The organism is Herbidospora cretacea (assembly GCF_001570605.1).
Lineage (GTDB): Bacteria > Actinomycetota > Actinomycetes > Streptosporangiales > Streptosporangiaceae > Herbidospora > Herbidospora cretacea.
In genome coordinates, this window is record NZ_BBXG01000022.1 from 85,901 (window position 1) to 106,300 (window position 20,400).

19 protein-coding genes are annotated in these 20,400 nt (G+C 71.6%); 10 read left to right on the forward strand and 9 right to left on the reverse strand.

Annotated features, from left to right (window positions below):
* Window positions 1–73 precede the first annotated feature (73 nt).
* From AW270_RS31830 to AW270_RS31860, 7 genes are read left to right on the forward strand one after another with little or no spacing between them, the layout of a single operon-like run.
* Window positions 74–1,888, forward strand: a complete 1,815-nt coding sequence (locus AW270_RS31830; protein ID WP_061299828.1) for a hypothetical protein — start codon at window positions 74–76, stop codon at window positions 1,886–1,888.
* Window positions 1,889–1,895: 7 nt separating this feature from the next.
* A complete protein-coding gene (locus AW270_RS31835) occupies window positions 1,896–3,950 on the forward strand; it encodes a UvrD-helicase domain-containing protein (protein ID WP_061299829.1) in 2,055 nt (684 codons plus the stop codon).
* A gap of 48 nt (window positions 3,951–3,998) precedes the next feature.
* On the forward strand, window positions 3,999–5,828 hold the full coding sequence (locus AW270_RS31840; RefSeq protein WP_061299830.1) for a sigma factor-like helix-turn-helix DNA-binding protein: 1,830 nt from the start codon (window positions 3,999–4,001) through the stop codon (window positions 5,826–5,828).
* A gap of 47 nt (window positions 5,829–5,875) precedes the next feature.
* Complete coding sequence (locus AW270_RS31845; protein ID WP_082801975.1) at window positions 5,876–6,838, forward strand: GH25 family lysozyme; 963 nt, start codon at window positions 5,876–5,878, stop codon at window positions 6,836–6,838.
* Window positions 6,839–6,848: 10 nt separating this feature from the next.
* Complete coding sequence (locus tag AW270_RS31850) at window positions 6,849–7,547, forward strand: hypothetical protein (RefSeq protein ID WP_061299832.1); 699 nt, start codon at window positions 6,849–6,851, stop codon at window positions 7,545–7,547.
* A 27-nt stretch (window positions 7,548–7,574) separates the two neighbouring features.
* Window positions 7,575–7,841: a FitA-like ribbon-helix-helix domain-containing protein gene (locus AW270_RS31855; protein WP_061299833.1), complete on the forward strand. Its 267-nt coding sequence runs from the start codon at window positions 7,575–7,577 to the stop codon at window positions 7,839–7,841.
* Window positions 7,838–8,224 (forward strand): type II toxin-antitoxin system VapC family toxin, encoded by a 387-nt coding sequence (locus AW270_RS31860; RefSeq protein WP_061299834.1) that lies wholly within the window; start codon window positions 7,838–7,840, stop codon window positions 8,222–8,224. Before AW270_RS31855 ends, AW270_RS31860 begins: the two co-directional genes overlap by 4 nt.
* Here the strand turns inward: AW270_RS31860 and AW270_RS31865 are convergent.
* Genes AW270_RS31865 through mshB form a run of 4 tightly spaced genes read right to left on the reverse strand, consistent with a single transcriptional unit; the run spans window position 8,217 to window position 10,414 of the window.
* The gene (locus tag AW270_RS31865) at window positions 8,217–8,645 is read right to left on the reverse strand and encodes a hypothetical protein (RefSeq protein ID WP_061299835.1); all 429 of its coding nucleotides are present in this window, start codon (window positions 8,643–8,645) and stop codon (window positions 8,217–8,219) included. The two genes, AW270_RS31860 and AW270_RS31865, sit on opposite strands and share 8 nt — an antisense overlap.
* A gap of 15 nt (window positions 8,646–8,660) precedes the next feature.
* A complete protein-coding gene (locus AW270_RS31870; RefSeq protein ID WP_157522912.1) occupies window positions 8,661–9,149 on the reverse strand; it encodes a flavin reductase family protein in 489 nt (162 codons plus the stop codon).
* Window positions 9,150–9,184: 35 nt separating this feature from the next.
* A complete protein-coding gene (locus AW270_RS39215) occupies window positions 9,185–9,616 on the reverse strand; it encodes a DUF6113 family protein (protein WP_157522915.1) in 432 nt (143 codons plus the stop codon).
* Between the two features lie 9 nt (window positions 9,617–9,625).
* Window positions 9,626–10,414, reverse strand: a complete 789-nt coding sequence (mshB, locus tag AW270_RS31875; RefSeq protein WP_061299836.1) for an N-acetyl-1-D-myo-inositol-2-amino-2-deoxy-alpha-D-glucopyranoside deacetylase — start codon at window positions 10,412–10,414, stop codon at window positions 9,626–9,628.
* A gap of 19 nt (window positions 10,415–10,433) precedes the next feature.
* On the opposite strand from mshB, the gene AW270_RS31880 reads away from it, so the two are divergent.
* Window positions 10,434–12,464 (forward strand): S9 family peptidase, encoded by a 2,031-nt coding sequence (locus AW270_RS31880; RefSeq protein WP_061299837.1) that lies wholly within the window; start codon window positions 10,434–10,436, stop codon window positions 12,462–12,464.
* A gap of 55 nt (window positions 12,465–12,519) precedes the next feature.
* Here AW270_RS31880 and AW270_RS31885 read toward each other — a convergent pair whose 3' ends face one another.
* Both AW270_RS31885 and AW270_RS31890 read right to left on the reverse strand, forming a co-directional pair.
* Window positions 12,520–14,256 carry an ABC transporter ATP-binding protein gene (locus AW270_RS31885; RefSeq protein WP_061299838.1) on the reverse strand — a complete coding sequence of 579 codons (1,737 nt, stop codon included), beginning with the start codon at window positions 14,254–14,256 and terminating at the stop codon, window positions 12,520–12,522.
* Complete coding sequence (locus AW270_RS31890) at window positions 14,253–15,866, reverse strand: ABC transporter transmembrane domain-containing protein (protein ID WP_245674957.1); 1,614 nt, start codon at window positions 15,864–15,866, stop codon at window positions 14,253–14,255. Before AW270_RS31890 ends, AW270_RS31885 begins: the two co-directional genes overlap by 4 nt.
* Before the next feature lie 161 nt (window positions 15,867–16,027).
* Here AW270_RS31890 and AW270_RS31895 point away from each other — a divergent pair, with 161 nt between their 5' ends.
* A complete protein-coding gene (locus AW270_RS31895; protein WP_030451855.1) occupies window positions 16,028–16,261 on the forward strand; it encodes a hypothetical protein in 234 nt (77 codons plus the stop codon).
* Window positions 16,262–16,263: 2 nt separating this feature from the next.
* On the forward strand, window positions 16,264–16,848 hold the full coding sequence (locus AW270_RS42195; RefSeq protein ID WP_061299840.1) for a Clp protease N-terminal domain-containing protein: 585 nt from the start codon (window positions 16,264–16,266) through the stop codon (window positions 16,846–16,848).
* Window positions 16,849–16,970: 122 nt separating this feature from the next.
* Here the strand turns inward: AW270_RS42195 and AW270_RS31905 are convergent, their stop codons facing one another.
* The 3 genes from AW270_RS31905 to AW270_RS31915 are packed head-to-tail and all read right to left on the reverse strand — an operon-like array spanning window position 16,971 to window position 20,373.
* Window positions 16,971–17,717 (reverse strand): succinate dehydrogenase/fumarate reductase iron-sulfur subunit, encoded by a 747-nt coding sequence (locus tag AW270_RS31905; protein WP_061299841.1) that lies wholly within the window; start codon window positions 17,715–17,717, stop codon window positions 16,971–16,973.
* Complete coding sequence (locus AW270_RS31910) at window positions 17,714–19,639, reverse strand: fumarate reductase/succinate dehydrogenase flavoprotein subunit (protein ID WP_061299842.1); 1,926 nt, start codon at window positions 19,637–19,639, stop codon at window positions 17,714–17,716. Before AW270_RS31910 ends, AW270_RS31905 begins: the two co-directional genes overlap by 4 nt.
* The gene (locus AW270_RS31915; protein ID WP_369409013.1) at window positions 19,636–20,373 is read right to left on the reverse strand and encodes a succinate dehydrogenase cytochrome b subunit; all 738 of its coding nucleotides are present in this window, start codon (window positions 20,371–20,373) and stop codon (window positions 19,636–19,638) included. Before AW270_RS31915 ends, AW270_RS31910 begins: the two co-directional genes overlap by 4 nt.
* Window positions 20,374–20,400 lie beyond the last annotated feature (27 nt).

Here is a 20,400-nt window from a genome sequence, read left to right on the forward strand (position 1 = left end):
CGGATGAAACTCCCGCCACGGCAGGGGATTTGCCAGACTATGGTCTGGTCTTACGGAAGTGATGGGGATAGCGATGAACTTCTGCCTGAGTGACCTCGTGCCACCGCTGCGCTGGAGTGACGCTGCCGCCATCCTGGCCGGTCGGGCCGGACTGCCCGACGCCTGGTGGCGGTCCCTGCCGATGAGCCGGGTGCTGGCGGCCTTGGGTCCCGACGCGCTCGCCGAACTCCTCACCGACCTGACGCTCGACCACTGGCCCGCGGCGTCCGTGGGCGACGTGCTGCCCGCCCTTCACGTGCTCGACGCCGACGACGCCGACGACCCCCAGGTGGGGATCGCGCTCGACCGGGCCGGATCGTGGGCGGGGCTGCTGGCGCTGACCGGGCGGGAGCTGACCGAGCAGCCGTTCGTGAAGGCCCGGCCGCTGATCACCGCGCTCTACGCGGCCGTGCTGACCAAGCTCGCCGGGGGCGAGACGCCGGCGAAGCCGTCCTTCCCCGCCGAGGTCGCCGCCAAGATCCCCGTCGCGGTCCCCGCCGAAGAGCCCTATGAGACCAAGGCCGCGCTGAAGACGCCCTTCGTGCCCAAGGTCGAGACGAAGGCGCGGCTGAACGGCAGCGCGCGGGCGCCTTTCGAACCCAAGGCGGCGCCCGAGAGGCCCGTGGCCGAGGACGCCGCCGCCGACGGGCCGGCCACCTCCCCGCCCGCCGTGTCATCCGCCGTGTCATCCGCCGTGTCATCCGCTGTGTCATCCGCCGTGCCGCAGCCGCGTGAGGACGACGACCTCGACCTGCCCGACGTGATCGACCGGGTGTTCGCCTCGCTCGACGACCAGAGCTGGATGGTCGCGCAGAACCGGGTCTTCACCGACTCGCCGACCTCTCCCGAGTCCCTCTCCAAGCTGCTCGGCGTGCCCGCCGCCCAGGTCGAGGCGACCGAGCACGCCCTGCGCTCGCGCCTGCGGGAATGGGTCGCCTCGCCGGTGGCCGCCCGCTACCGCGCCTACCTGCTCAACCTGACCGACCTGCTGGGCGTGGCCGCGCCCAAGTCGCGCCTGGTGAACGCCGCCGAGTGGCACACCCGGGAGCTGCCCTCCCTCGACGTGCTGGCGTGGCAGTTCGTGCTGGCCACGCTGCCCGGCTATCAGGTCTCGGGCGACTGGATCGTCCAGGGCGACCTGGCCGAGCTGCACGAACGGACCCGCGCCCTGATCGTGAACGCCGACCGCCCGCCGACCGTGTCGCGGGCCCTCGAACTCGTCTCCACGCTCGGCATCCACCCCGAGGTCGCCAAGGAGTGGCTGGAGAACGTGCCGCAGCTGCGGATACAGAGTCCGAACGGCGCGGCCCCACCACCTGCTCCGGCCCCCCCGTCCTTCGGGCCCGCCGACGTCTCCCAGACGCAGCGCTGCTTCCGCCAGCCCGACGGGCGCTGGTGGCTGCGGGTCGACGTCGACGGGGGCCACCTGGCCGGGACCGCCGTCGCGCTGCCCGAGGGCTTCGCCCTTTATCTGGGGTTGTCGCCAGGTGGCGAAAGAACGGTGCGCAGCGCCGCCGGAGACGTCACGATGACCTGGCGGGAGTCTCCCGCCATAGACTCACTCGGCCGCATCCTCACCGAGGTCGCGGCCAAGGAGGGCAGCCACATCTTTCTCACCCTCTCCGACGAGGGCATGCTCAGGGTCCGCCATCTCCCCGCCGCCACCACCGGCGACACGATCGCGCGGGCGCTGCGCCTGGTCGGTTACACGGCCCCCGGCGGAACCTCTGACCAGGCCGACCGGGTGATCGCGACCCGGATCGGCCTCACCGGGCCGACCACGCCCGACGAGCTGCGCGCCCACCTCCGAGAACGTGGGGACAGAGACCTGCTGTCCCTGCTGGGATAGGCCCCCCATGCCCCGCCTCGCCGTCTCCCTGGACTTCACGCAGGACCTCGCCGCACTGGCCCGGCCGGTGCGACGGGACGCCGTGGTCTCCGTCAGGCGGTTCCTGCACAACTCGCCCGCCGGGCCGGTGCCCGAGCGCGTGCGCAACGCGCGCGACCCCCGGGTGACGACGTTACGCCTGGCCGACCGGCACCGCGCGGTGGCCGTGCGCCAGCGGGACGTCTACTGGCTGGTCACCGTCCTGCCCGACGCCGAGGCGTACACCTACGCCCAGCGGCACCGCTTCACCGTGAACTCCGCCATCGGCGTGATCGAGGTCTGGGACGCCGAGGCGCTGGCCCGCGTCGAGCCCGCGCTCCGCCGGTCGGCCGCCGGGTCGGCTAAGCGCCTCTACGGCCACATCTGCGAGACCGACCTCATCGACATCGGCATCGACCAGGAACTCCTGCTCCCGATGGTCCGGATGATGGCCACCGACGCCCACCTGGCCGCCGTGGAACCGCTGCTGCCGGAGAGCCAGTACGCCCCCCTCGCCGTCCTGGCCCGCGGCGGGTCGCTGACCGACGCCTGGCGCGAGCTCGACGGCTGCCGGGTGACCTCGGTCGAGAACGTCGACGTCGACGACCTGGAAGGGGCGCTCCAGCGCTCCCCCGGCAAGGCCGCCTTCGCCGCCGACCGGGTCGAGCTCGACCGGGTGCTGACCAAGCCCCACTGGTGCACGTTCCTCTATCCGCCGCAGCACACCTACGCCAACTGGCCGGTCTACGACCGCCCGGTCCTGGTCACCGGCGGCGCGGGCACCGGCAAGACGGTGATCTCCCTCCACCGGGCCGCCTTCCTGGCCAAGGAGAACACCGGGCCGATCCTGCTGACCACCTTCTCCCAGGTGCTGGCCAACGAGCTGTCGGCCAAGCTCGACCTGATCATCGACGACGAGATCGTGCGCAAGCGGGTCGAGGTCACCAACGTCGACCGGCTGGCCCACCGCATCGTCTCGGCCCACGAGGGCAAGGCCCCCACGCTGGTCGGCGACGTGACGAACCTGTGGGCCGAGGCGGCCGGCAGCCGCTTCGGCGCGGCGTTCCTGCTGCGCGAGTGGGAGCAGGTGATCCTCTCCCAGAACCTGCGGACGCTGGAGGAGTACCTGTCGGCCGAACGCCCCGGCCGGGGCGCGGAGCTGTCCCGGGAGATCCGCACCAACGTGTGGCGGGCGGTGGAACACGTCGAGGGCCGCCTGCGGGAGCAGGGCCGCCGGACCCTCCTCCAGCTCGCCTCGGAAGGCGCGGAGTTACTGGGACGCACGACCGACGTGCTCGAGAGCGACGCGCCGGGGCGGGAGCCGTACAAACACGTGGTGATCGACGAGGCGCAGGACCTGCACCCGGCGCAGTGGCGGCTGCTGAGGGCGGCGGTGCCGCCCGGCCCCAACGACATGTTCATCGTGGGCGACCCCCACCAGCGCATGTTCGACACCCGCGCGGCCCTGGCGGGCATGGGCATCCCGGTCCGCCGGTTCCACCTCAAGATCTCCTACCGGCTGCCGCACGAGATCCTCTCCTTCGGCGTCCGGCTGCGCGGCGGCGGCCCGGTCGACGGCCTGGTCGAGGGCGCGGCGGAGATGTACGGCTACCGCTCCACCGTCCACGGCCCGCGCCCGCTGGTGCGCGAGTACGTCTCCCAGGACGCCGAGATCAGCGGCCTGGTCGCCCACGTGAGCGACTGGCTGGCCGACGGCGTGGCCCCCGAGGAGATCGCGGTCTCGGCCCGCACGGTGGAGATCGTGCGGATGGCCAGAGCCGCCCTGCGTGACGCGGGCATCGAGGTGAAAGTCACGATGCTGCACGGCATGAAGGGGCTGGAGTTCCGGCGGGTGGCCGTGATAGGTGTCGCAGAGGGGATCATCCCGGCGCCCGACGCGCTCACTCCCGCCACCGAGGATCCGACGGCCCGAGCGCACGACCTGCAGCGAGAACGGGGGTTGCTCTATGTCGCGTGCACACGGGCGAACGAGCTGCTCTACGTGTCCTACTCGGGTCGGGCCAGTCCCTTCCTTCCCGCCTGATCCCCTAATCTGAACTGCGGATAAATTCCCCTTGCCGGTTGGACCTGCATGAATTTGAGCCTGAGCGACATCGTGCCCCCCCTGCGCTGGACCGCGCCCAGCCAGGTGGAGCCGATCGCCAGCGATCCCGGCCTCCCGAACTCGTGGTGGCAGGCGCTCCCGATCGACCGCGCCTGCGCCACGGTCGGGCCGGCCCAGATCGCGGCCAAACTGGCCGATCTCACGTCCGCCTGCTGGGGTCACCTGATCCTCGGCGACATCATGCCGCTGCTGCGGTTCACCGCTCCGGCCGAGAGCCAGCGCACGCCGGGGAGCCGCGACAGCGTCCGCCTGCTGTTCGCCGGGGTGCTCGACCGGCTCATGGACACCGAGCCGCTCAACCCGCTGGCCAGCGTTCCCCCGGCCGTCCCCGAACGGCCCCTCCCGGAGATCATCGACGAGCTGTTCCAGCGGCTCGACGACCGCCAGCGCGCCATCGCCCGCGACCGGCTCTACGCCGAGCACCGCGCCACCCTCGACGAACTGGCGCAGCGGTTCTCCGTCACCCGCGAGCGCATCCGGCAGATCGAGCGCGACCTGCGCGACCACGTCGACAACTGGCTGCGCGGCCAGGAGGCCACCCCGCTCACCGCCCACCTGACCTGGCTGCGCACCCGGCTGGGCTCGGCCGTCCCGGCCGACGACCTGGCCGCCGCGGTGCCCTGGCACCGCACCGAACTGGGCACGCTCGGCATCCCGGCCTGGCGTTTCGTCCGCACGTTACTGACCGGCTACGACCAGGTCGACGGATGGCTCGTGGCCGGGGGCGCCGACGAGCTGCGGGAGAAGACGCGGCAGCTGTTCACCGACGGGCCCGTGCCGCTGGCCGAGGCGGTCGGCATGGTGGCGCAACTGGGCGTCCGTGAGGACGTCGGGGAGCGCTGGCTCGGGGCGGTGCCCCAGCTGCGGCTGCTCGAAGGCCATGTCGTGCCGTGGCCGAGGAGCGTCAACGACAAGGCCGAGGCGGTGCTGGCGGTGGCGGGCACGCCGCTGACGCCCGAGGAGATCCAGACCCGGATCGGCGAGGACTACAGCCTCGTCGGCATCCGCAACCAGCTCACCGCCGACGAGCGGTTCCTCCGGCTCGACCGGAACAAATACGGCCTGGCCCGCTGGGGCGGCGAGGAGTACCTGGGCATCCGCGAGATGATCGCCCGCGAGATCGTGAAGGCCGGGGGCGAGGCGTCGGTCAACACGATCGTGGCCTCCCTCACCTCCCGCTACGAGGTGAGCGAGAGTTCCGTTCGCGCCTACGCGGGCGGCCCGGGTTTCGAGCGCACCCAGCGCGGCTGGATCCGCGTCGCGGGTGCCGAACCGGCCGACTACCAGCCGCGCCGCGACGTGTCGATGACCCGCCGCTGCTTCCGCAGCCGCGACGGCCGCTGGTGGCACCGGGTCGACGTGAACCCCGAGCACCTGCGCGGCTCGGGCTCCCCGCTGCCGACCGGGTTCGCGGCCCATCTCGGCATGGCGCCCGGCGGCCAGCTCACCGCGTCGACCCCGCAGGGGGAGGTGGTGATCTCGTGGCACAACCAGCCGACGATGGGCTCGATCCGCCCGATCCTGGCCGAGTACAACGCAGGGGAGGGCGACCACGTCTTCCTGACCGTCTCCGACGGCGGCGAGCTGCTCACCCGGTTCCTGCCGCAGGGCGCGGCCGGGCTGCCGCCGCTCAACAAGGCGCTCCACCTGATCGGCTACACCGCGCCGGTCGCCTCCGAGGCCGAGGGCCTGCGGCTGATCGGGGCCCGCATCGGGCTGCCCGACGGCGCGGGCAAGGACGATGTGCTCGGAAGGCTGAGAGAACGTGGAGATCGCGACATTCTTCTCTATCTGTAAAGAAGGTTTGTGGGACGATCGTTCCTCCGCACGGGGAAGGATCATGAATGTACGCCGCTTTGTTACTGGTCGCGACGACGACCGTGATGGGGGCCGACGTCAGCAACTGGACCGGTGACGTCGACTGGACCGACGTGAAGGGCAAGGGCGCGGAATTCGTGTTCGTGCACGCCACGGAGGGTCCCAACTACAAGAGCCCGAGATTCGGCACGCAGTTCGCGGGGGCCCAGACCGAGGGCCTCTACCGGGGGGCCTACCACTTCGCCCAGCCACACGAGTCGGGCGGCCGGGAGCAGGCCGACTTCTTCGTCCGCAACGGGGGCAACTGGACCGCCGACGGACGGACGCTGCCCGGGGTGCTGGACGTCGAGGACAACCCCTACAACAACCGCAACGGCCTCAACAGCTGCTACGGCCTCGACCAGGCCGAGATGGTCACCTGGATCGGCGACTGGCTGTCCCGCTACAAGGCGTGGACCAAGCGCGACGCGATCATCTACACCACCACCTCCTGGTGGAAGACCTGCACCGGCGACACGAAGAAGTTCGCCAAGAACCCGCTCTGGATCGCCCGCTGGGGCAGCGACCCGGGCGAGCTGCCGGCCGCGTGGAAGAACTGGACGTTCTGGCAGAAGGACGAGAAGGCCGGCCACGCCGGCGGTTCCGACGCGTTCAACGGCTCGCTGTCGCAGCTCCACGCGTTGGCCGACCCGCCGGTCCGCATCCTGATCTCGGGGGGCGCCAAGAGCCGGTCGCAGTACGTCCTGAAGATCTCCAACACCGGCGCGAAGCTCGCCACGAAGATCGACATCTCGGGCAAGACCTTCGGCAACAACCGCCTCACCTACGCGCCGAGGGCCTGCAAGCGGACCGCCACCACGGTCAAGTGCACGATCAACAGCCTGGCCCCCGGCAAGAGCGCCACCTTCAAGTTCTCCACCAGGCCCAGGGGCACCAAGCCGGTCGGGATCAACTTCCTGGTCGGCCGGACCAAGGTCACCCTCAAGTAACCTCGGAAGCATGCTGCGGCTCTATGACACCCGTCACCGGCTCGTAGAGCCGCTCCTTCCGTCCGGCTCGCGCTCGCTGCGCCTGTACGTCAACCAGCCCGACCTGCGCGCCTCCCTGCTGGCCGACCTGGTCCGCCGGGTGCTGGAACGGTCGAGCGTCCGGGTCGCCGCCCAGCAGAGCCCCGTCGACGACGAGGCGTCGCTGCGCGCCGACACCCTGGCCCTCGGCATCCGGCCGGTCGACCACCAGCCGCTCCCGTCCCGCCCGATCGACCTGCTGATCGGCCCGGCCGCCGAGGTCACCGCGGCCCGCTGGGCCGTGGGCGAGCCGCTCCTGTTCGACCGCCCGCTCGGCGACGTGGCCGCGGCGGGCCTGGACCCCCTGTCGGTACGGCTCGCGCTGATGGAGCGCCACTACCGCGACCCGCTGACCCTCACCTGGGACACCCTCCGCGAGGCCGACCAGACCATCCGCGGCTGGCGCGGCGAGGTGGCGGCCTGGGCCGAGTCCCTCAGCGCCCCCATCGCCACGCCCTACTCCGCCGCCCTGACCGAGGCCTTCGAAGACGACCTCGACACCCCGAAGGCCCTGAAGGTCCTCCGCGACCTGGCCGAAGACCCCGACGTGCCCCCGGGCGCCAAGTTCGAGACCGCCATGCACGCCGACCACATCCTGGCCCTCGACCTGGCCATCGAGATCGGCAGATAGCTGCTAGCGGATTGCTAGCATGATTCCATGTCGGGAGTCATCTACATCCGGGACGTCGACGACGACGTCATCGAGAAACTGAAGCAACTGGCGGCCGAGGCGCACATGTCGTTGTCCGCCTACGCGGCCCAGCAACTCGCGATCGTGGCCCGGCGGCCCAGCAACACCGATGTGATGCGGAAGGCCGGGGAACTCGCCGCCGCCCGGCGCGCGCGGGGAGAGGTCTCCCCCACGACCGAAGAGATCGTGGCGGCCGTCCGCGCCGACCGTGACCGGCACGAGGGGCCCGCGTGATCGTCGACTCATCGGCGCTGGTCGAGGCGTTCGTCTCGACCGACCCGGACGGTGATCTGCTCAAGGCGCTGTCGGGAGAGCTGTACGCGCCCCATCTGCTCGAACTCGAGTTCTGCTCGGTCCTGCGGGGGCTCGTGCTCGGCGGCAAGCTCGACGAGACGCGGGCCGAGGCGGCTCGGCGGCTCTACGCCGAGACGTGGATCCAGCTCCAGCCGGTGACCGGCCTGATGGACCGGATATGGGAGCTCCGGCACAACTTCACCCCCTATGACGCCGCCTACATCGTGCTGGCCGAGGCGCTGGATCTGCCTCTGGTCACCTGCGACGCCAAGCTCGCCCAGAAGGGCGGCAACCACGGCGCCCAGGTGCTGCTGTTCAGTTGAGATTCCGGCGGCGGCGCCACCATGGGGGGATTCTGGCGTAGCCGCCGTCGTCGAGGTTGGCGAGGCGTTCGAAGAGGTTGTAGGTGCCCGGGTTGCCGCAGACCAGGACCGAGACCAGGACCGACAGGACGTAGAACGGCAGCATCGGGAGGCCGATGAGGGCGGCGTACTGGCTGGCGTGGCGGGATTCGTGCAGGAGGAGGGGGCCCTGCAGGAGGCCCTCCTGGTGTTTGGTCAGCACGACGTTGCCGACGGTGAAGGCGCGGGCGATCGGGAAGTTGTAGCGGTAGCCGTGGGCGTAGATCAGGCCCAGTTCCCCCGGGCTCGTGGTCGCGCCGCCGACGCGGGCGATCAGCAGGCCCAGCGGGGTCGACAGGTTGATCCAGTTGACGACGCGCCTGAAGCGGAAATACGGCCGCATCAGATCATCATGCGCTCATTGGGCCAGGAACGAGTAGTGGCCCTGGTGGTAGATCAGCGGCGCGGCGTCGCGGGGGGTCGCGACGGTCTCCACGCCGCCCACCACGATCGAGTGGTCGCCCGCGTCGTGGACGGCCACCGTGCGGCACTCCAGGGTCGCGATGGCGCGGTCGAGCAGGGCGACGCCCAGGGCGCCCCGGTGGTGCGGGAAGCCGGTGAGCTGGCCCTCCAGCGGGCGGCCACGTTTGGCCAGGTAGCGGGAGACCTCCTCGTCGTCCTCTCCCAGGACGGAGACGCCCCAGACGCCCGCGCTCAGGACCGTGTCGTGGAAGCGGGCGATCTTCTCGGCGCAGAACAGGGCCAGCAGCGGGTCGAGGGACACCGACGCGAACGAGTTGACCGTCATCGCGTGGTCGGCTCCCGTCGGGTCGACGGTCGTGACGATGACGATCCCGGTCGCGAAGCGCCCGGCCACCTTCCGGTAGAGATCCCTGTCAGCCAGCACGCTCGCTACCTTATGCGGCGGTCTGTCCGTGGGATTCAGGTGCCCCGCAACAGCCAGGAGGGCCCGCGCGACGGCACCAGGGCGACGGCCAGCGCGGCGGCCAGCAGGCCGCCGTAGAGGTAGATGTAGCCGCCGAGGGTCGCGGCGATGGCCAGATCGCCCTCGGGACGGGGCCCGGCCAGGATCATCGACGGGATCACCCAGGCCACGGCGACCACGCCGGCGGCCAGGCGCGCGCCCATCAGGCGGCCCATGGCGTAGGGGACGCCGAAGACGACCAGGACCGCCAGGACGCCCCCGACGGGGATCGTGCCGAGCAGGTACCACCCGTGTTCGAAGGCGCCGACCACGCCCAGGACCAGGCCCAGCATGAACAGCGCGCCGTAGGCGGCGCCCGTGACGGCCGGTTCGGCGCCGCCGGGACCCTGGTCGGGTTCGGCGGTCTCCGGAGCGGCGTTCACCATCATGGGCCGAGGCTAGCCGATGCCGGCGAACAGGTCGTCCTCGTGGCCGGCCACGGAGGGTCCCGCTTTGCGTACGAAGTGTTCCACTCCCCTGGCCTCCTGGCCGACGCCGTTGGACAGGGCGAAGCGGGGGGCGTCGACGGTGATCTGGGTGGCGTGGGCGCGCAGGGCGGTCAGTTTCGCGTCGAGATAGGGGCGGGCGTCGATCGAGGTGGTGACCGTCTCGCGGCCGTAGCCGAGGGCGTCGACGTCCTCGGGCTGGAAGATCTCCATACGGGCGGCGGCCTCCAGCATCTCGGAGCGCAGCTGGGCGGTCTGGTAGAACTTCCGCACCCCGTCGGCCTGGGAGAAGGCCCGCCAGGCCACCCGGTGGGCCTGGATGTGGTCGGGATGGCCGTAGAGGCCGTTGTCGTCGTAGGTGACGATCACCTGGGGGCGTACGGACTCGATGATCTTCAGCAGCCGCTCGGCGGCCTCGTCGACGGACGCCTGCCAGAAGCTGCGCGGATCCTCGTTGGACGGCGCGCCCATCATGCCGCTGTCGCGGTAGCCCAGGAAGCGGTGGTCGTCGACGCCGAGCGCGCGGCAGGCGGCGGCCAGCTCACGGGTCCGGTAGGCGCCCAGCTCGTCGGGGCCGAGATGGGCCAGGGTCGAGGGGATGATCTCGCCCTCCTCGCCGCGGGTGCACGTCACCAGCGTCACGTGGACGCCCTCGGCGGCGTAGCGGGCCATCGTGGCGCCGGTGCCGATGGACTCGTCGTCGGGATGGGCGTGGACGAGGAGGAGGCGGCGGTCGGGCATGCTGGCACTATAAGGGGCTATGACTGAGAGCTTTCCTCGCCTGCATGCCCGGACCCGCCGGTTCACGCTCGGGGTGCCGCGCGGCTTCACCCTCACCCCCTCGGGCGACCGCGTGATCTTCCAGCGCACCAAATCGGGCACCGACCCCGTGACCTGCCTGTGGGAACTCGACGTCGCCTCGGGCGAGGAGCGCCTGCTCGTCGACCCGCTGATCCTGGGCGCGGCCGAGGAGGAGCTGCCCCCGGAGGAGCGGGCCCGGCGTGAGCGCGCCCGCGAGTCGGCCGGTGGCGTGGTCGCCTACTCCTACGCCGGCGGCCGGATCGTCTTCAACCTCTCCGGCGCCCTGTACGTGTGGGAGTCCGGCGAGATCCGCTGGCTGAAGACCCCCGGCGGGGTGATCGACCCGCGCCTGTCCCCCGACGGCGGCAAGGTCGCCTACGTCAGCGGCGGGCGGCTGCGGGTGCAGGACCTGGAGACCGGCTCCGACTTCGAGGTGGCCGGGGAGGACGGCGCGACCTGGGGCCTGGCCGAGTTCATCGCCTCCGAGGAGCTCGACCGGATGCGCGGCTACTGGTGGTCGCCCGACGCGTCGGCGCTGCTGGTCGCGCGGGTCGACGAGTCGCCGGTGCAGGTCTGGCACATCGCCGACCCGGCCAACCCCGGCAGCGACCCGGTCGCGATCTCCTACCCGGCGGCCGGCACGAACAACGCGCGGGTCAACCTCTACATCGTGGGCCTCGACGGCATCCGCACCCAGGTGCCGTTCGAGCACGAATACCTGGTCAACGCCTCCTGGGACTCCTTCGGGCCGGTCATCGTGACGCTGGCCCGCGACCAGAGGTCGCTGCGGCTGCTCTCGGTCGACCCGACCACCGGCGGCACCACCCTGATCCGCGAGGACACCGACGACAAGTGGGTCGAGGCGGCGCAGGGCGTCCCCGCCCACACCTCCGACGGCGCGGTGGTCTGGGTGGCCGACGCCGAGGGCGGGCGGCGGCTGTTCGTCGGCTCGGCCGCGGTCACCCCGCCGTCGCTGCAGGTCCGCAGCGTCGTCGACGTCGACGCGAACGTGGTGCTCTTCACGGCCAGCGGGGGCGACCCGGCGCAGGTCCAGCTCTGGTCGTACGCGCAGGGCACCCTCAGCCCCCTCTCGACCGACGCGGGCGTGTTCACCGGGCGGCGCAGCGGCGGCGTGACCGTCGTGGTGGCGCAGTCGCTCGACCACGAGGGCGTGTCGGTGCGGGTGATCCGGCTCGACGGCAGCTCGGCGCCGATCGCGAGCGTGGCCGAGCGGCCCGGCCTCGACCTGCGGGTCTCGCTGTCGCGGGCGGGCTCGCGTGAGCTCTCCACGGCGGTGCTGCTGCCGTCGTGGCACGTCGAGGGGTCGGCCAAGCTGCCCGTCCTGATGGACCCCTACGGCGGCCCGCACGCCCAGCGGGTGCTCCACTCCCACCGGATGTTCCTGGAGGCCCAGTGGTGGGCCGAGCAGGGCTTCGCGGTGGTCGTCTCCGACGGGCGCGGCACGCCCGGACGCGGCCCGGCCTTCGAGCGCGAGGTCTACCACGACTTCACGATCACCCTCGACGACCAGGTCGACGTGCTCCAGTCGATGCCCCACCCCGACCTCGACCTGAGCAGGGTCGCGATCCGGGGCTGGTCGTTCGGCGGCTACCTGGCGGCGCTGGCGGTGCTGCGGCGGCCCGACGTCTTCCACGCCGCCATCGCGGGCGCGCCGGTCACCGACTGGCGGCTCTACGACACGGCGTACACCGAGCGGTATCTGGGCCACCCCTCGGAGGGCCACTACGAGCACTCCTCGCTCCTCGCGGACGCCGAGAAGCTGACCCGCCCGCTCATGCTGATCCACGGCCTGGCCGACGACAACGTGGTGGCCGCCCACACGCTGCGGTTGTCGTCGGCGCTGCTGGCCGCGGGGAGGCCGCACACCGTGCTGCCCCTGTCGGGCGTCACCCACATGACGCCGCAGGAGGTCGTGGCCGAGAACCTCCTGCTGCTCCAGGTCGAGTTCCTCAAGAACGCCCTGTCTTGAGGCAGATTCAGGGCGCGAGCCACAGCCGGCCTTCGGCCGTCCGCGTCTCGCTTGGCTAGCGGCGCCAGCTCTCCCACAGGGCGGCGTAGGGGCCACCGGCCTCGACCAGTTCCTCGTGGGAGCCGAGTTCGCTGATCCGGCCGTCCTCGACGACGGCCACCCGGTCGGCGTCGTGGGCCGTGTAGAGGCGGTGCGCGATGGCGATCACGGTGCGCCCGTCGAGGACCGCCGCCAGCGAGCGTTCCAGGTGGCGGGCCTGGCGGGGGTCGATCAGCGAGGTCGCCTCGTCGAGCACCAGCGTGTGAGGGTCGGCCAGCACCAGGCGGGCCAGCGCGAGCTGCTGCGCCTGCGCGGGCGAGACGGTGACCCCGCCCGAGCCCACCTCGGCGTCCAGGCCGAGCCGCTCGGCCCAATCCCAGGCGTCGACCGCCTCCAGCGCCCGCCTGACCGCGTCGTCATCGGCCTCGGGACGGCCGATGAGGACGTTGTCGCGCAGCGTCCCCTTGAACACGTGGTGCTCCTGGGTGACCAGGGCGACCTGGCCGCGCAGCTCGGCCAGCGGCAGCTCGACCAGCGGCGCGCCGCCGACGGTGACCGTGCCGGTCCGCGGGCCGTGGATGCCCGCGAGCAGCCGCCCGAGGGTCGACTTCCCGGCCCCCGACGGTCCGACCATGGCCAGGCGTTCGCCCGGCTGGACGGCCAGGTCGATGCCGTGCAGGACGTCGTGTCCCTCCCGGTAGGCGTACCGGACGTCGTCGGCCCTCAGCTCGTCGCCGTCCGGCGTCACCTCGGAGGGGACCCGGTCGTCGGGCACGTTGGCGACGCCCAAGAGGCGGGCCATCGAGGCGCTGCCGACCTGGAGCTCGTCGATCCACGACAGCAGCCGGTCGAGCGGGTCGACGAGCTGCTGGATGTAGAGCGTGCCCGCCGTGACCTGGGCGATGGTCACCCAGCCCTGCGTGTAGAACAGGCCGCCGATGAACAGCGTGGCGACGACCGGGATGACGTAGCCCATCTCGACCGCCGGGAACCAGACGGTCCGCAGGCTCAGCGAGTAGCGCTCGGCGGCGTAGGAGCCCCGGATGTCCTCGTCGGTACGGTCGCGGCGGCGGTCCGCCAGTCCCAGCGCCTCGACCGTGCGGGCGCCCTCGACGGTCTGCGCGAGGCCCTCGGTGAGGGTCGCGTACGCGGCGCCCTCGCGCAGGTAGGCGGGGCCCGACCGGTTCAGGTACCACCGGGTGGAGATCCAGATCAGCGGCACCGCCACCAGCGACGGCAGCGCCATGAGCGGACCGCCGACCACGAACAGCGCGCCCACCATGAACACGCCGGTGACCAGCGCGATCAGGATCTCCGGCACGGCGTGGCGGACCGTCCGCGACAGCGCGTCGACGTCGCGGGAGGTCCGGGTGATCAGGTCGCCGGAACCGGCCCGCTCGACCGTCGACAGGGGCAGCGCGAGGACCCGGTCGACGAACTCCTCGCGCAGCTCGGCGAGCACCTTCTCGCCCAGCCGCGACGAGGCGAAGACCGCGAACCGGGTCAGCGCCGCCTGGGCGGCCACGAAACCGGCGATGGCCAGCGCGATCACGCTGACGTCGACGTCCGTGACGCCTTCGGCGACGTCCTGGACGAGGCCGCCCAGCAGCGCCGGGCCGGCCAGGCCGGAGAGCGCGGCCAGCCCGTGGAGGGCCAGCGCGATCGACAGCTGCTTCGGATACTTGACCATCAGGCGCCGGGCGTAGGCGCGTACCTGCGCCTTGTCGGCGACCGGCAGGATCTGGCGGCTCATCGGTCCTCCCCTCGGGTGACGGTGGAACGGTAGGCGGTGACGGTGGTCAGCAGTTCGCGGTGGGTGCCCTCGGCCACCGCGCGCTCGTTCTCCACGTAGAAGACGTGGTCGGCCCGGTCGAGCACGAGCGGGCTCGTGGTGACGACCAGGGTGGCCCGCCCGGCGCGGGCCTTGGCGAGGCGTTCGGCGATCCGGGCCTCGGTGTGGGCGTCGACCGCGCTGGTCGGCTCGACCAGGATGAGGATCTCCGGGTCGGCGGTCAGCGCGCGGGCCAGCCGGAGGCGCTGCTGCTGGCCGCCGGAGAACTCCCGCCCGGCCTCGGCCACGTGGGTGTCCAGGCCGTCGGGCAGCGCGTCGACGATGTCCTCGGCGCAGGCCGCGTACACGGCCGCCTCGACGTCGCCGCCGCCCCTGACGTCGAGTTCGGCGCGCAGCGTCCCGGCGAACAGCGCGGCGGCGTTGTCGGCGACCAGGATGTGCGCCCTGACCGCGTCGATGGGCAGTTCCTCCGTCGGCACGCCGCCGAGCGTCACCCGGCCGCCGGAGTAGCGGCCCAGCCGGTCGGCGATGGCGGTGGCCTCCTCCGGGGTGGCCGCGGCGAGCGCGGTGACCACGCCCTCGCGGACGACGACGCCCGACTCCTCGTCGCGCAGGTCGCCGTGGCGCAACTGGGCGCCGCCCCCGGTGATCTCGGGCTCCAGCGACAGGATGCGGACCACCCGCCTCGCCGCCACCGCGCCCTTGGTCAGCCGGTCGGCCGCCTCGGTCAGCGTGCGCAGCGGGGCGATCAGGAAGACCGCGTAGCCGTAGAAGGAGACCAGCTGGCCAGCCGACAGCTCGCCCGCCAGCGCGAACCGCGCGCCGAGCCACGTCACCGCCGCGATCAGCAGACCGGGCAGCAGCACCTGGGCGCCTTCGAGCAGCGACTCGACCGACGCGACCCGCACACCGGCGCCCCTGGTGCGCTGCGACTCACGGCGGTAGCGGTCGGCGAAGACCTGCTCGCCGCCGATGCCGCGCAGCACCCGCAGGCCCGCGACGATGTCGCCGGCCCGGGTGGCGAGGTCGCCCTGGAGGTCCCGCTGGGCGTGCTGGCGGCGGTGCAGCGGCTTGAGCAGCGGGGTGATCGCCAGCGCCATCACCGGCACCCCGACCAGCACGAGCAGGCCGAGCGGCAGCGAGGCCGACAGCATGATGACGGTGACCACGGCCACCGCGACGAGCGCGCCGGACCCGCGCAGGATGATGTCCATCGCGTTGCCGATGTGGGCGATGTCGGAGTTGCCGACGCTCACCACCTCACCGGTCGACAGGCGCTTGGGCAGGGTCGCGCCGAGGCGGGTGGCCTGGCGGCTGGTGAGCTGGACGGTCTTGTAGGCGGCGTTGAGCCAGGTGTAGACGGCGCAGCGGTGGCGCAGGATGCCGGTGACGGCCTGCACCACACCGAGCGCGAAGACCACCGCCGACCACTTCGCGAGCTCGCGGGTGTCCTGGGCGATGAGGGCGTTGACGCCGCTGCCGAGGGCGGCCGGGATGAGCGCCTGGGCGACCCACCAGGCGAGGGCATAGGTGATGCCCAGCCAGAGGGGCCGGCCCTGTTCGCGAGCCATCCACCAGAGGTATCTGCCGGGCCCGCGCGTGTCTGGTTCGCCGGGATCGCCGGCCGGAAGAGCGCGCATCCTGCAAGCGTGGCAATCTCGCTGAACAGCCGTCCAGCCATTTACGTCAACGCGGGTTGACACGCGCGACGTTGTCAACCTACATTGACGGCATGAACGAGACAGCGCAGCTCGCCTCCGACGCGAGCAGCCGTGACCCCTCGATCGGCCTGCGCGCCGTGAGGGCGCTGCGGATCCTCGTCGACCGCCTGGAGGCGCTCCAGGTGGAGAACGCCCGTGAGCAAGGCTGGTCGTGGCAGGACATCGCCGTCCACCTCGACGTCACCAGACAGGCCGTCCACAAGAAGTACGCGGGCGGGCGCGGCCTGCTCAGACGGGGAGACTGACGATGTTCGAACGATTCACCGACGACGCCCGCCGGGTCGTGACCGCCGCCCAGGTGGAGGCCCGCCGCCTCAACCACCCCCGCATCGGCACCGAGCACCTGCTGCTCGGCATGCTCCAGGACCCCGAGTCCCTGGCCGCCAGAGTGCTGACAGGTCTCGACCACCGGGGCGCCGAGACCCGCCTGCGCGACATCCTCAACCAGCCCGGCGGGCGGCGCGGGCACGAGCTCGACGCCGAACTGCTCAGCACCATCGGCATCGACCTCGACGCCATCAGGGAGAAGGTCGAGGAGGCCTTCGGGCCGGGGGCCCTCGACCGCGAACCGGTCCGCGACCACAAGGGCCACCTGCGCAGCGGCCGGCACATCCCGTTCGGGCCGCGCGCGAAGAAGACGCTGGAGCTGTCGCTCCGGGAGGCGATCGCGCTCAAGCACAAGTCCATCAGCGACGGCCACGTCCTGCTGGGAGTCATCCGCGAGGGCGGCGGACTGGCCATGCAGATCGTCGTCGAGGCGGGCATCTCCCCGGAGCGGGTCCGCGAGGCGCTCGTACGAGAACTGGGAAGCCCTGCCAGCGGCCGGCGCTGAGAACCGCCAGGACGGGCCGGCCGGTTCTGACGTGGAGGGACCGGCACCGAGCGCGCCCGAACAGAGCACGGCCCCCGCCGCAACCGGCCATTTGGTCGTGGCGGGGGCCGAGCGCCCCATTCTTACCCAGACTTGCGCGAGGCTTTCAGGTAGTCGGCGTTCATCCGGGCGATGGTGTCGAGCGGGATGCCCTTCGGGCAGACCGCGGTGCACTCGCCGGTGTTGGTGCAGCCGCCGAAGCCCTCCTCGTCCATCTGCTCGACCATCGCGCGGGCGCGGGAGCCGCGCTCGGGCTGGCCCTGCGGGAGCAGGCCTAGGTGGGTGATCTTCGCGGCCGTGAACAGGGAGGCCGAGCCGTTGGGGCAGGCCGCCACGCACGCGCCGCAGCCGATGCAGGTCGCCGCGTCGAAGGCGTCGTCGGCGTCGAGCTTGGGGACCGGGGTCGCGTGGGCGTCGGGGGCCGAGCCGGCCGGGACGGAGATGAAGCCGCCCGCCTGGATGATGCGGTCGAACGCCGAGCGGTCGACGACCAGGTCCTTCACCACCGGGAACGGGCGGGCCCGCCACGGCTCGATGACGATCGTGTCGCCGTCCTTGTAGTGGCGCATGTGGAGCTGGCAGGTCGTGGTGTTCTTCTGGGGGCCGTGGGCCACGCCGTCGATCATCATCGAGCACATGCCGCAGATGCCCTCGCGGCAGTCGTGGTCGAAGGCGACCGGGTCGTCGCCGGCCAGGATGAGCCGCTCGTTGAGCACGTCGAGCATCTCCAGGAACGACATGTCCGGGGAGACGTCCTCGATCTCGTAGCGCACCAGCCGCCCGTCGTCGTCCGGGCCGCTCTGCCGCCAGACCTTCAGGGTGAGGTTCACTTGTAGCTCCGCTGGGTCATCTTCACGTATTCGTACTGGAGGTCTTCCTTGTGCAGGACCGGGCCGTCGGGGGTGGACTCCCAGGCGGCGACGTAGGCGAAGTGCTCGTCGTCGCGGAGGGCCTCGCCGTCGGCGTCCTGCGACTCGGCCCGGAAGTGGCCGCCGCACGACTCGGTGCGGTGCAGGGCGTCCAGGCACATGAGCTCGGCCAGGTCGAAGAAGTCGGCCACCCGGCCGGCGCGTTCGAGGGCCTGGTTGAGCTCCTCGTTGACGCCGCTGACCTTGACGTCGCGCCAGAACTCGGCGCGCAGCTCGGGGATCCGCTCCAGCGCCTTGCGCAGGCCCTCTTCGGTGCGCTCCATGCCGCAGTAGTCCCACATGAGCTTGCCGAGCTCGCGGTGGAAGGAGTCGGCGGTGCGGGTGCCGTTCACCGACAGCAGCTTCTCGATCCGGTCCTTGACCGCGATCTCGGCCGCGGCGACCTGCTGGTCGTCGATGGCGTCGAATTTGTGGGCGTCGGCCAGGTAGTCGCCGAGGGTCGTCGGCAGCACAAAGTAGCCGTCGGCCAGGCCCTGCATGAGCGCCGACGCGCCGAGGCGGTTGGCGCCGTGGTCGGAGAAGTTGGCCTCGCCGATCACGAACAGGCCCGGGATGGACGACTGGAGGTCGTAGTCGACCCACAGCCCGCCCATCGTGTAGTGGACGGCCGGGTAGATGCGCATCGGCTGGGTGTACGGGTCCTCGCCGGTGATGCGCTCGTACATCTCGAAGAGGTTGCCGTACTTCTTCTCCACGGCGTCGCGGCCGAGGCGGGCGATGGCGTCGGCGAAGTCGAGGTAGACGCCGAGCCCGCCCGGACCGACGCCGCGGCCCTCGTCGCAGACGTTCTTGGCGGCGCGGGAGGCGATGTCGCGCGGCACCAGGTTGCCGAACGCCGGGTAGATGCGCTCCAGGTAGTAGTCGCGCTCGTCCTCGGGGATCTCGTTCACCGGACGGGTGTCGCCGCCCTTGACCGGCACCCAGACGCGGCCGTCGTTGCGCAGCGACTCCGACATCAGGGTCAGCTTCGACTGGTAGTCGCCGGAGACCGGGATGCAGGTCGGGTGGATCTGGGTGTAGCACGGGTTGGCGAACATGGCCCCCTTCTGGTGGGCCCGCCAGATCGCCGTGGTGTTGCAGCCCTTGGCGTTGGTCGACAGGAAGAACACGTTGCCGTAGCCGCCGGTGGCCAGCACGACCGCGTCGGCGAGGTGGGTCTCGACCTCGCCGGTGACCATGTCGCGCACGACGACGCCGCGCGCCCGGCCGTCGGAGATGATCAGTTCCAGCATCTCGTGGCGGGTGTGCATCTCGACCGTCCCGGCCGCGATCTGGCGCTCCAGCGCCGAGTAGGCGCCGAGCAGGAGCTGCTGGCCCGTCTGGCCGCGCGCGTAGAAGGTGCGCGACACCTGGGCGCCGCCGAAGGAGCGGGTGTCGAGGAGGCCGCCGTACTCGCGGGCGAAGGGCACGCCCTGGGCCACCGCCTGGTCGATGATGTTCACCGAGACCTGGGCGAGGCGGTAGACGTTCGACTCGCGGGCGCGGAAGTCGCCGCCCTTCACGGTGTCGTAGAAGAGGCGGTAGATCGAGTCGCCGTCGCCGCGGTAGTTCTTGGCCGCGTTGATGCCGCCCTGCGCGGCGATCGAGTGGGCCCGGCGGGGCGAGTCCTGGTAGCAGAACGACTTGACCTTGTAGCCCAGCTCGCCGAGGGTCGCGGCGGCCGAGCCGCCCGCGAGGCCGGTGCCGACCACGATGACGTTGATCTTGCGCTTGTTGGCCGGGTTGACCAGCCGGGCCGAGAACTTGCGCTTCTCCCAGCGGTCCTCGATGGGGCCTTCGGGCGCCTTGGTGTCCTTGATCGGCTCACCCTGCGTGTAGTTCATTTCACCACTCCGAACGCGATCGCCAGCGGGACGACCAGGAAGCCGATCGTCAGCAGGGCGCTGACACCGGCGGCCGACGCCTTCAGCACGGGGTAGCGCCGGGCCAGGCCGAGGGTCTGCAGCGCGCTCCACAGGCCGTGCCGCAGGTGCAGGCCCACCATGACCACCGAGATCACGTAGAACACCGTGATGTACCAGCGGGCCGGCTCGAACCCGGCGACCATCCGCGCGAACGGGGTGGCGTCGTGGCCCTCGGGGTTGGTGACGCCGAAGGTCATGTCGAGCAGGTGGTAGATCACGAAGAAGAAGATGATCACGCCGCCCCAGCGCATGGTGCGGGTGGCGTAGCCGTCGGCCCTGGACTTGACGCGGGCGGCGTACTTGACCGGGCGGGCGTGCGCCGCCCGGCGGGCCAGCACGATCGCCGAGTACATGTGGGCCGCGATCGCGACGACGAGGCCCACCTCAAGGAGGGTCAGCACGCCCCGGTGCGGCAGCAGCGGGTAGCCGACCTCGCGGAGCCAGGCGGCGTAGCCGTTGAACGACTCGGCGCCGGCGAAGATCTTCAGGTTCCCGGCCATGTGGGCGACCAGGAAGAACACCAGCACCGCGCCCGACACGGCCATGACGGCCTTGAGCGAGTTCGACGAGACCCGGCGCCGGGATCGCCGGGGCCGGGAGGGGACCTGGGTGACCGGTTCGGTGGCCTTGCCCCGGTCGATAGTGGCTGTCACGTACAGGAACGCTAGGTACCTGCGCAA

Bases quoted from the DNA above. Each gene is read 5' to 3' on its own strand.
- AW270_RS42195 (WP_061299840.1), top strand. From the start codon at position 16,264: ATGTTCGAACGATTCACCGACGACGCCCGCCGGGTCGTGACCGCCGCC.
- AW270_RS31885 (WP_061299838.1), bottom strand. From the start codon at position 14,256: ATGAGCCGCCAGATCCTGCCGGTCGCCGACAAGGCGCAGGTACGCGCC.
- AW270_RS31910 (WP_061299842.1), bottom strand. From the start codon at position 19,639: ATGAACTACACGCAGGGTGAGCCGATCAAGGACACCAAGGCGCCCGAA.
- AW270_RS31835 (WP_061299829.1), top strand. From the start codon at position 1,896: ATGCCCCGCCTCGCCGTCTCCCTGGACTTCACGCAGGACCTCGCCGCA.
- AW270_RS31855 (WP_061299833.1), top strand. From the start codon at position 7,575: ATGTCGGGAGTCATCTACATCCGGGACGTCGACGACGACGTCATCGAG.
- AW270_RS31830 (WP_061299828.1), top strand. From the start codon at position 74: ATGAACTTCTGCCTGAGTGACCTCGTGCCACCGCTGCGCTGGAGTGAC.
- AW270_RS39215 (WP_157522915.1), bottom strand. From the start codon at position 9,616: ATGATGGTGAACGCCGCTCCGGAGACCGCCGAACCCGACCAGGGTCCC.
- AW270_RS31845 (WP_082801975.1), top strand. From the start codon at position 5,876: ATGTACGCCGCTTTGTTACTGGTCGCGACGACGACCGTGATGGGGGCC.
- mshB (WP_061299836.1), bottom strand. From the start codon at position 10,414: ATGCCCGACCGCCGCCTCCTCCTCGTCCACGCCCATCCCGACGACGAG.
- AW270_RS31895 (WP_030451855.1), top strand. From the start codon at position 16,028: ATGAACGAGACAGCGCAGCTCGCCTCCGACGCGAGCAGCCGTGACCCC.
- AW270_RS31890 (WP_245674957.1), bottom strand. From the start codon at position 15,866: ATGGCTCGCGAACAGGGCCGGCCCCTCTGGCTGGGCATCACCTATGCC.
- AW270_RS31840 (WP_061299830.1), top strand. From the start codon at position 3,999: ATGAATTTGAGCCTGAGCGACATCGTGCCCCCCCTGCGCTGGACCGCG.
- AW270_RS31850 (WP_061299832.1), top strand. From the start codon at position 6,849: ATGCTGCGGCTCTATGACACCCGTCACCGGCTCGTAGAGCCGCTCCTT.
- AW270_RS31865 (WP_061299835.1), bottom strand. From the start codon at position 8,645: ATGCGGCCGTATTTCCGCTTCAGGCGCGTCGTCAACTGGATCAACCTG.
- AW270_RS31880 (WP_061299837.1), top strand. From the start codon at position 10,434: ATGACTGAGAGCTTTCCTCGCCTGCATGCCCGGACCCGCCGGTTCACG.